Source organism: Sodalis-like endosymbiont of Proechinophthirus fluctus (assembly GCF_001602625.1).
Taxonomy (GTDB): domain Bacteria; phylum Pseudomonadota; class Gammaproteobacteria; order Enterobacterales; family Enterobacteriaceae.
In genome coordinates this window covers 20925-21281 of the sequence record NZ_LECR01000026.1, presented here as the reverse complement: position 1 = coordinate 21281, position 357 = coordinate 20925, and the positions used below count along the sequence as shown (strand labels likewise).

The following is a 357-nucleotide window of genomic DNA, read 5'->3' as shown; positions in this document are numbered from 1 at the left end:
CAGCGTGTCGGTCATGTTGTCGGCCTGATAGTATTGCTCTGTGGTAAGACGTACCGCACGATCGCGTTCGCCGAACACCAGATAGTGCAAACAGCAGTTGCGCAGAGCGCGCAGGCCGATATCACGGTGCTCTACCCGATACTCACCATATGGGTTGGCGCAATAAACCTCTAACAGTTCATTGCTAAGCTCGTTCGCTAGACAGTTGGTCAGTGCATCATGAACGCTGTGAATTGCCGCCGGATCCACGCTATCAAACAGACCGGCCATTTCATTCTCGTTCGGCAGAGTCAGTATCTGTGCTGCCAGCGCCGGATCCAGCTCCTGGTCAAGCAAAACCCTGCGGAAAGACTTAGC

General features: G+C 54.1%; 1 protein-coding gene. It reads right to left on the bottom strand.

The window, feature by feature from the left end:
• On the bottom strand, nt 1–357 hold a 357-nt coding region (locus tag BG74_RS16335; protein WP_244267222.1), incomplete at both ends, for an aminopeptidase N C-terminal domain-containing protein.